Below are 9,698 nucleotides of genomic sequence, written 5' to 3' on the forward strand. Positions count from 1 at the left end.
CAGCTCTTCAATAGCGACTTTTCCTTCGAGACGCGCCAGTGGAGCACCAAGACAAAAGTGGATTCCGAACCCAAATGCTACATGGGCATTTTTGTTTCTCGTCACATCAAATTGATCGGCATGGTTGAATTTCTCTTCGTCGCGATTTGCGGAACTTATAGAGGCTAGAACTAAGTCTCCGCGCCGAATCACTTGACCATGGAAGTCCATATCCTCCTCTGCCCAGCGTGCTGTTGAAAAGTCCACGGGACTATAAAATCGAAGTCCTTCTTCAATCGCAGACGGAATAAGTGTTTGATCCAATTTGATTTTAGACATTTGATCAGGATGGTCAAAAAGAGCAAGCATCGTATTGGCAATTAGATTAACCGTTGTCTCATGACCGGCAATTATTAACAAGACAACCATAGAGTATAATTCAGTTTTGGTTAATTGCTCTTCTTCTTCCGCGGTTTGCAGTAAGTAAGAGATTAAATCCTCTTCAGGTTCTGATTTCCGTTTTTCGAAAAGCCCGGTTAAGTAGGCGGTAAATGCTTCTACATCTTCCTGAAAATCAGAAGTCATATTGTCAGAGGCAGCTACTATGGTATTGGACCATTTTCTAAACTTATTGCGGTCTTCAACCGGTACACCCAGAAGTTCACTAATCACAATTATAGGCAGAGGAAAAGCGTAATCATCAATTAAATCTACAGACCCTTTTTTATGTTTCATTTCTTCAAGTAGTTCTTGCGCAATTTCAGTAATTCGGGGTTCCATTTGCTTAATCGTTTTAGGATTAAAATAAGGTTGGACCAGCTTACGGAGTCTGGTATGGTCAGGTGGGTCAACGTCCAGCATCATGTTTTGAAATATATTCAGTTCATCTGTATTCATTTCTTCCCGTGAAGATTGGGAGAATAATTTATTCTGATCTTTAATAAAACTGGGAGACTTTAATAGTTCCTTTACATGATCATACTTAGTTATAATCCAGGAACTATTGGAAGCTTCACTGGACATAGGAAAAACAGGTTGATATAAGCGCAGATGTTGATAAAAAGTATAGACGCCTTTTTTGAAATTAGATCTATAAATAGTTTCAGTATTTTCCATTAAATCTTCCTCCTTTAAGTAAATATGGAGCATAACTTTATAGTAAAGGATGGATTAATATTGAACAACCAATATTTGGCAAGATCGGATGGTCTATCGACTTTCTATTATTACATGAATTCCATAAATGCAGCCAAACTAAGAAGGAAAGGAGGAGGTTAAATTGGGTAAAAAGAAGAAAAACAAAAGTAAAGAAGACTTGAATGCATTGAAAAGAGAAAAAGGCGAAAAAAATGGAACAGGAAAGCAGGATCCTTCTCGTTAGAACAAGAAATCCGGTCCCTGTAGGGTACCGGATTTCTTGTTTATTCAGAGTCTGATTTATCTTCGATCAAATAATTCAATTGCTTGAATTTATTTTTAATAACGGAGGTATCCGCAAATAGGTCATGAATTCCCTGGTGCCTTTTAGTAAAAGCGACCACTAAATAAGGAATTCCGAAAACAGCCATGCTAATGTATCTGCCAATGCATTCTCGGAAAAATATCTGTCCGTTAGTTAAAGGTTTATCAGTCAGTGACTCAACAGATAAACCAAAAATCATTTTACCAAGAGTTGCTCTAAAAAACTTGGTCATTAGAATGAAGTAAAGGAAAAAGAGAAGGGAGGTAAGCAAATTAGAAGCACTAAACATCTCTATCCATAATTCTGCTCCCTCTAGATTTAATAAACCAATTACTGGCTTAGTTACAACTGTGTTTACGCTCCAAAGAACGAGTAAATCAATAATATACGCAAAAAAACGTGTCCAGAATCCGGCGTATAGTAATCTTTGGATATCATCTTTTTGACCTCTCAATAAAGGCAGCGGTGGTTTAACACCTGGATGCTGTTCTGTAGTTTCCATATAACTCCCCCCTTACTCGCTATATAAGTACATTAGTTTAGGTCCCTGGCGTTCACTGATGAGTTCTTCTATATAACGAATTTCATGATTTGGTAAGAAACTTTTAGCTAATGGTAAATTGAAGAATGAACCAACGCTGTTCTTATATTCAATGACCTGCGGGTTTCCGCCTATTTGTTCTTTAAGCGCATTTAAGGCATCTTCCTGAAAGCCAATTTGATCCACTAAGCCATTCTCTGCGGCTTGCTTTCCTGAATAGATTCGCCCATCCGCAAGCTCTCGGACACGATCCTCTGGAATATCACGACCGGTTGAAATCACATCGACAAATTCTTCGTAAGAATCATCCACGAGCGTTTGGATGATTTCACGTTCCTCTTCCGTCATTTCTCTGGTTGGACTCATAATATCCTTATACTTACCGCTTTTGAATGTATTGAATTTGACTCCGTATTCATTGGCCAGTTCCTGGTAATTAACGTTTTCCATGATAACCCCTAGAGACCCTGTAAACGTTTCGTTTGAAGCAAAAATTTGATCAGCAGGAGTAGAGATATAGTAACCGCCGGAAGCAGCCATGCTCCCCATGGAAACATAGAATTCTTTATCAGCTTCTTTTAATTCTAAGAGTTTATCGTGAATCTCTGCGCTTTCGTAAACTCCTCCGCCTGGGGAATTTACATGTAGAAGTACACCTTTAATGGAAGAGTCTTCTTTAATGGTTTCCAATTTCTTTAAGAATTGTTCATGCTGATAGCCGCCACCACTGAATGGGTTCGGGTTAGAACCTGGATTGTTCATTATTGTACCTTCTAGATTAATTTGTACAATGCGTTTGGAAGCTGAACCCTGCTCAATGATTTTCTCCTGAGGCTTCTCACTTCCTGAGAACATAGAAGCCATATTTTCCGAATCTTCATCAGTAGTGAAAACATTGATGACCTGGAAAACAATAGCTATTAATAGGATGCTGCCAGCAATAATGCTTGCTCCTACACGTTTATTCATATGTAAATCCTCCTTCTTGAATGATGTAACTTTATCAGGACTATGAGAAGAGATGCAAGTAAATTTTGAGAGCTCCTAAAAATTTCACTATAATCGTCCTTACTGGAATTCCTGACATTTAATTTATACGTATGAAAACAGGTAAAGTTTCGGCCAATTTTAAATATATTAAGCCTGGCTTAATTCTTAAGGACCAGGACGAATATAAAAGAAGTGTGCTGACTCTCCTCAACTATTTGTAACTAGGAATGTGTTTAAGAATATATAACTATTCATAGCCGTTACGTAGAAGAAGTTTTTTTGGTATAAAGACCTATAAGTGCCGCTAAAATCCCGATGCTGCTTCTCAAAGTTTAGGATGCGTAAGACTTAGTGAGTGTTTTTATGATAAAGATAATAGTTCTTAAGATATATAACCATTCATGTAAACCTACGATAGTAGCTAAAATGTAGCGTCCTTTCTTAATTTTTGTAATTTGCAGACTATTACCACAAAATGTATAATTTGAGCCGTATGTAAAGATACATAAAATTAAGAAAATGGGGGTCTTTAAATGAAAAAGGCTAAATGGCTATGGGTAGGGCTGGTTTTGCTTGCCAGTCTATTCCTTGCTGCATGTTCTAGTGGGAATGACTCAGAAACAAGCAGTAACGATGACAGCAAAGAAAACGGGGAAAGTACGTCAAAATCCAGTGAGCAGGTTCTGCACCTTTCTGAGGGGGCAGAAATACCGACCATGGATTCTTCCTTAACAATTGATGCTCTGGCTTCTCAATGGCTGGGATCTACGAAAGACGGGCTTTATCGCTTAGGCGAAAATGGGAAACCGGAACCAGGAATAGCAAAAAATCATGAAATGAGCGAAGATGGTTTGACTTGGACATTCAATTTAAGGGAAGATGCTAAATGGTCAAATGGAGATGCAGTCACAGCCGACGATTTTGTTTATGCCTGGAGACGAGCAGTTGATCCTGAAATTGGATCTGAATATGGTCCTTATATGATGAGTGGCGTAATTAAGAATGCGGAGGCCGTTTCCAAAGGCGAGATGTCTCTCGAAGAGCTTGGTGTTAAAGCAGTAGACGATTACACCTTCGAAGTAACTTTAGAAAAACCAACACCTTACTTCGAGTCAATGACTACATTTGGCACATTCTTGCCGCTAAATCAAAAGTTTGTTGAAGAAAAAGGCGATCAATATGCAATGGAAGCTGACGGTCTTCTTTCAAATGGTCCATTTGTAATGACTGAGTGGAATCATGGGGAAGGATGGAAACTTGAAAAGAATCCTGATTACTGGGATGCAGATGCTGTTCAGTTAGAAGAAATTAATGTGAATGTAGTGAAAGATACAGCTGCAGCTGTCAATCTTTATCAGACAGATAAAATTGATCGAGTCAACCTGTCTTCAGAATTTGTTGACGAGTACCGTTCTTCTAAAGAGTTGAAAGTCGAAGAAGAGCCTACGATTTTCTTCCTTAAAATGAACCAGGAAAATGAAATTCTTTCTAATTTGAATGCACGTAAGGCGATTCAGATGGTGGTCGATCGTCAAAGTATGGTAGAGGTTATTTTAAATAACGGCTCAATTACGACTGGCGGGAATGTACCTGCTAACTTTACGAAACATCCTGAATCCGGAGAGGATTTCCGGGAAATTAATGGTTCATTAATAGAGCACGATCTAAAGAAAGCACAGGAGTATTGGTCAAAAGCAAAAGAAGAGTTAAACATAGAGAATGCAGAACTTCGTTATTTGGGCGGAGATACAGAGGTTGCTAAAAACCTGGATGCTTATATTAAAGACCAGCTTGAAAAATTAGACGGCTTGTCAATTAAGGTTGAAAGTGTTCCTTTTAAAGTACGTTTAGATCGTGATAAGAACATGGATTACGACATCGAAAATTATGGCTGGGGTCCAGATTATATTGATCCGAACACATTTTTGAACCTATGGGTAACAGATGGAGGAAACAATAAGACCGGTTATTCAAGTGAAGCATATGATTCCCTAATTCAAAAAGCAGGAGATGAACTAGCTCAAAAACCTGTTGAACGTTTTGAAGCCTTTTTGGAAGCTGAGAAGCTGCTTATTAAAGAGGATGCAGTTATTGCTCCCCTTTATCAGCGAGCAAGAGCGCAGCTGTGGAAACCGGATGTTAAAGGGGTAACCACGAATCCAATGGGACCTGATTACACATATAAATATGCATATATTGAAGGTGAATAAATGATAGGAAGTCCGTCCCCGGGGGGACGGGCTCTTTTTTCGCAGCTGTACTGAATTCAATCACCTATATAAAGGCAACCCTATACTTAGGGCTGCTTAAAAGGAATGGATAATTTACTTCACAGTCATCATTCTATACAATAAATAAAGGAAATAAGTCAGATCAATAAAAGGTGTTATATATGAAACATGTCATTATTGGAGCGGGCATAGTTGGAGCTTCCACGGCTTATCACTTGTCCAAAAGAGGGGAAGAAGTTCTTATCGTAGACCGGAAAGACAAAGGACAGGCTACGAGGGCTGCTGCTGGAATCATATGTCCATGGTTAACGAACCGCACGAATAAATCATGGTATCATTTAGTACTAGAAGGGGCGAGGTATTATCCTTTCCTCATTAAAGAGTTGGAGGACCTTGGGTTAACCGATACAGGTTATAAACAAGTGGGAGCTATTAATATCTTTGATACCGAAGAGAAATTAGACCGAAAAATGAAGGTTGCTTTGGAACGCAGACAGCAGTCACCAGAAATGGGAGACATTACAAAACTAACTCCTGCGCAGACTAAAGCGATGTTTCCTCCTGTAGCTGAGCATTATGGAGCTCTTCATATTAGCGGAGCAGCAAAAGTGGATGGAGAAGCTGTTTCGCAGGCTCTTCTTTCCGCAGCCGAGATGAACGGAGCCGTCTTTAATGAAGGAGAGGTTCAACTTGTTAATAATGGAGATGCTTCTGCGCGTGTTCTGGTAGATGATGAACATATGGAGGCAGACCAGGTAATCGTTACAAATGGTGCTTGGGCTAAACAATTATTTGCTTCTTACGGTTTAAATACAAATGTGACATACGAAAAGGCTCAAATCGTTCATTTACAGGTCCCTGAAAAGGATACAGACTCATGGCCAGTCATGCTTCCGCCATTTAATCACTACATGCTGACTTTTGACAATGGAAAATTGGTTATTGGGGCTACCAAGGAAAACCGTGAGGATTTTGAAACGGATGTGACGATGGGAGCGGTTCATCAACTGTTAAATAAAGCTTTAAAAGTAGCTCCAACACTTGCTGAAGCTGCTTATATTCAAACAAAAGTTGGTTTTCGTCCATTCACTCCCGGCTCTTTACCTGTTATTGGCCGTGTGCCAGGGCTCGAGAATGTATGGATGGCAAATGGTCTTGGTGCTTCAGGATTGACCAGCGGTCCATATGTAGGATCTATTCTTGCTAGTTTAGCGGCAGAAGAACAAGTAGAAATCAATTTAGATGTTTATGATCCCGCTAAGGCATTTTAATAAAACCCACAAACTCTTTGGAGTTTGTGGGTTTTTAACGAATTAGGCATGTTTCTTTACTCTATCACCTGGATGCAGCTCGTGATTTATAGAGTCTTTTATCTCATCGTCTTCGCGAGGCTTAGTAATAAATAGAGCTAGTACTATTCCTGCAAGGGAAAGCAGCGTGATTACGATAAAAGCTATGCAGACCCCGTATATGCCGGGGAAATCTATCGCAGGATTTCCCTGAGCATTTTGGGTGGAAGTGGTCATCACGGTCACGAGGATGGCCGTACCAACAGAAGCAGCCACCTGCCTCATGGTGTTATTCATAGCAGCGCCATGCGCTATTAGTTTTTGAGGCAATTGATTTAACCCTGCGGTTGTAACTGGCATCATGACCATGGATAAGCCAAACATACGGATGGAATACAGGATAGTGATGGAAGTAAAGGTTGTTTCAATGTCGAGAGAAACAAAAGCAGCTGAAGCCCCGGTTAATATGGTTAATCCTGTTAGAGCAAGCAATTTTGCGCCGATTTTATCAAAGATTCTGCCAGTTAAGGGTGACATAAACCCACTAATGATCGCTCCGGGCAGAAGAGCAAGTCCAGACTGAAAAGCGGTAAATTCCCTCATATTCTGCATATAAAGCGGGAGGAGAGTTTCTACTCCTATTAAACCCATAAAAGCAATCATTCCTATAATGGTTGAAATGGTAAATACAGAATATTTAAATACCCTGAATTCAAGCATTGGGTGTTCCATCCGCAACTGTCTAGTTATAAATAGAAACAGTCCTATGCAGCCAATTAAAAGCACGTATATGGCAGTGGGACTGGTCCATCCTTCATTTCCAGCTACTGTAAATCCGTAGAGGAGACTTCCAAAACCAATGGAAGATAATCCAATAGATAAGGGATCTACTTTCGGAAAACTGAGTTCAGTTACGTTTCTTAGAAAGAAATAAGCTAATACAGTAATGATAAGTGCAAGCGGAAGTGTGACTAGAAACAACCATCTCCAAGAAAAAGCCGCTGTAACCCAGCCTGAAAGGGCTGGACCTATGGCTGGTGCGAAAGAAATGACAAGCCCAATATAACCCATAGCCGCTCCGCGCTTATTGATCGGAAATATCATTAAGAAAACGGTTTGCATAAGTGGAAGCATAACCCCTGCGCCACTTGACTGTATGACCCTGCCCACTAGAAGTGTTCCAAAGTTAGGGGCTAAACCTCCTAATACGGTTCCGACTGTAAATATGGTCATAGCTCCCAAAAATAATTGTCTGGTAGTAAAACGTTCAATTAAAAATGCGCTGATAGGAATCATTATTCCATTAACAAGCATAAAAACGGTGGTGAGCCACTGGGCGCTATTGGCCGATATATTCATCTCATCCATAATAGGGGGAATGGCTGTAATCATTAACGTTTGATTTAATATAGTAATAAAAGATCCTGCTAGTAATATAGCAGCGATCAGTACTTTATTATAATGGGTAGTGGTCATAAGTATCATCCTAATTCTTTGGGTTTTTCTGGATCAATTCCGTTATTATACGCCTGAACAATTGAAATAGACAACCATTTAGAGAGCAATTATTTAAATTTATATTTTTAGAAAAATTCAACAAAGAACAAATTCACTATAATGATATTATGTAAATTAATACAAAGTAAGCTCCCGCATGGATGCTAAGGAGCTTGTTCTAGTCAAGATTGTAAATATTGTTTGGTCTGTGAAGAAAGAGACTGATCAATTACTTCTTTGTATTCTTTCAAGAGTTTGCTGAAGATGGTTTCCCAGGATTGATCCAGAGCATACTTTCTTGCTTCATTTGCCATTTCTCGAATCCTGAATGGGTTTGCTAATAGATTACATATAGCATCAATCATCTGGGAAGAGTTTCTAGGTTCGCACAGGATTCCTGTCTTCCCGTTCTGGATTATTTCCTGAACGCCGCCAGATTTTGAAGCCACGACTGGAGTTCCGCAGGCAAGCGCTTCGAGAACTACATTTCCAAAAGTTTCTGTTGTCGATGGAAAAACGAATAAAGTGGAATTTGCATAAATGTTTGCTAATTCACTTCCGTGTACATAACCGGTAAAGGTTATATTAGGCAGTTTCTCCTCTTGAAGCTCTTTTAGGAGCGGACCTTCTCCAACTATTAGCCAGTGAACCTTGTCTTTATAGGGGGCGGGGAGATCCCTGGCAATATCCATAAGTATGTCCAGGTCTTTTTCAGGGGCCACTCGACCAACATAAGTTAATAGATATGTTGGTTTACTTTCATAATAATCTTTGAGGATCATTTCATTTGTGGAAGAGTGAAATTTTGTACAGTCTACTCCCCTGCTCCAAATCGAGATGTTATGAAAACCTTGAAGATTTAATTCGATTCTCGTTTGATAAGAAGGAACAAAAGTCCGTTGAAAATCCTTATAAAACCACTTTAAATATTTCCACATCCATTTTGATAAATATTGAAGGTTATAATACTCTAAATAGCGATCGAAATTTGTGTGGTAGGATCCGACAATGGGAATGCTTAATTTTTTTGCACAATATAATCCAGTCAAGCCCATATTAAACGGGGTGGCAATGTGGACAATATCAGGGTTGAAAGATTCCAGATCTTTTCTTAAGAGAGGTGCGCAGGGGAATGAAAGACGGCATTCAGGATACAAGAAGAACGGAAAGCTAAAAACAGGGCGGATACAGTCAGAGGGGATCGAACCTTTCAAGTAGGGAATAAACAAACGATATTCAATTTTTTCCTTTTCTAAATGAGTGATTAATCTTTCCAGAGTTCGAGATACTCCATTGACTTGTGGCGCGTAAGTGTCAGTGAAAATGGCAATCTTCATGTTAAATTCCCTCCTCAAACCATTCCTGTGATCGATTTACGGTAAGACGGGCATTCAGCCTACCGCTATTATGTATTCGATCTTTTAAAAGGATATGACAGAATAGGAGGATAGCTTAATAGCTTAAATAAAATCCAAACAAAAAACCTACTTCAATATAGTAGGTTTTTTGAAGAGCATTATATTGGTGAGGTAATTAGTTGGTATAAGGGTGAGTTGAAAAGGATTAGCTCAATGACATCATCAGGCTGCTTTTTTACCAAGAGATTGTTGACTGATGGTTTTCAACAAGATCATTTTGTCTTTAAACGTCAGTTTGCACCAGAGACCTGCATTGATTTTCATTCTCTTCTCCTCCTAGGAAAAATTTAA

7 protein-coding genes are annotated in these 9,698 nt (G+C 39.3%); 2 read left to right on the top strand and 5 right to left on the bottom strand.

Going from position 1 to position 9,698, the window contains the following annotated elements; all coding sequences use genetic code 11:
- The 3 genes from WAM07_RS18740 to sppA form a co-directional block, all read right to left on the bottom strand.
- A partial coding sequence (locus WAM07_RS18740; RefSeq protein ID WP_422168902.1) for a cytochrome P450 family protein occupies nucleotides 1–1,095 on the bottom strand: 1,095 nt, incomplete at its 3' end.
- Between the two features lie 305 nt (nucleotides 1,096–1,400).
- Nucleotides 1,401–1,943 carry an RDD family protein gene (locus tag WAM07_RS18745; RefSeq protein ID WP_422168903.1) on the bottom strand — a complete coding sequence of 181 codons (543 nt, stop codon included), beginning with the start codon at nucleotides 1,941–1,943 and terminating at the stop codon, nucleotides 1,401–1,403.
- A gap of 12 nt (nucleotides 1,944–1,955) precedes the next feature.
- Complete coding sequence (gene sppA, locus WAM07_RS18750; RefSeq protein WP_422168904.1) at nucleotides 1,956–2,951, bottom strand: signal peptide peptidase SppA; 996 nt, start codon at nucleotides 2,949–2,951, stop codon at nucleotides 1,956–1,958.
- Nucleotides 2,952–3,505: 554 nt separating this feature from the next.
- Here sppA and WAM07_RS18755 point away from each other — a divergent pair.
- Both WAM07_RS18755 and WAM07_RS18760 read left to right on the top strand, forming a co-directional pair.
- Nucleotides 3,506–5,182 (top strand): ABC transporter substrate-binding protein, encoded by a 1,677-nt coding sequence (locus WAM07_RS18755; protein WP_422168905.1) that lies wholly within the window; start codon nucleotides 3,506–3,508, stop codon nucleotides 5,180–5,182.
- A 182-nt stretch (nucleotides 5,183–5,364) separates the two neighbouring features.
- The gene (locus WAM07_RS18760; RefSeq protein ID WP_422168906.1) at nucleotides 5,365–6,474 is read left to right on the top strand and encodes an NAD(P)/FAD-dependent oxidoreductase; all 1,110 of its coding nucleotides are present in this window, start codon (nucleotides 5,365–5,367) and stop codon (nucleotides 6,472–6,474) included.
- Between the two features lie 42 nt (nucleotides 6,475–6,516).
- Here WAM07_RS18760 and WAM07_RS18765 read toward each other — a convergent pair whose 3' ends face one another.
- Nucleotides 6,517–7,968: a DHA2 family efflux MFS transporter permease subunit gene (locus WAM07_RS18765; protein WP_422168907.1), complete on the bottom strand. Its 1,452-nt coding sequence runs from the start codon at nucleotides 7,966–7,968 to the stop codon at nucleotides 6,517–6,519.
- 203 nt (nucleotides 7,969–8,171) lie between these two features.
- Nucleotides 8,172–9,326 carry a glycosyltransferase family 4 protein gene (locus WAM07_RS18770; protein ID WP_422168908.1) on the bottom strand — a complete coding sequence of 385 codons (1,155 nt, stop codon included), beginning with the start codon at nucleotides 9,324–9,326 and terminating at the stop codon, nucleotides 8,172–8,174.
- Between the last annotated feature and the right edge of the window lie 372 nt (nucleotides 9,327–9,698).

Source organism: Halobacillus sp. (assembly GCF_049282395.1).
Lineage (GTDB): Bacteria > Bacillota > Bacilli > Bacillales > Halobacillaceae > Halobacillus.

Bases quoted from the DNA above. Each gene is read 5' to 3' on its own strand.
- WAM07_RS18745 (WP_422168903.1), bottom strand. From the start codon at position 1,943: ATGGAAACTACAGAACAGCATCCAGGTGTTAAACCACCGCTGCCTTTA.
- sppA (WP_422168904.1), bottom strand. From the start codon at position 2,951: ATGAATAAACGTGTAGGAGCAAGCATTATTGCTGGCAGCATCCTATTA.
- WAM07_RS18755 (WP_422168905.1), top strand. From the start codon at position 3,506: ATGAAAAAGGCTAAATGGCTATGGGTAGGGCTGGTTTTGCTTGCCAGT.
- WAM07_RS18760 (WP_422168906.1), top strand. From the start codon at position 5,365: ATGAAACATGTCATTATTGGAGCGGGCATAGTTGGAGCTTCCACGGCT.
- WAM07_RS18765 (WP_422168907.1), bottom strand. From the start codon at position 7,968: ATGACCACTACCCATTATAATAAAGTACTGATCGCTGCTATATTACTA.
- WAM07_RS18770 (WP_422168908.1), bottom strand. From the start codon at position 9,326: ATGAAGATTGCCATTTTCACTGACACTTACGCGCCACAAGTCAATGGA.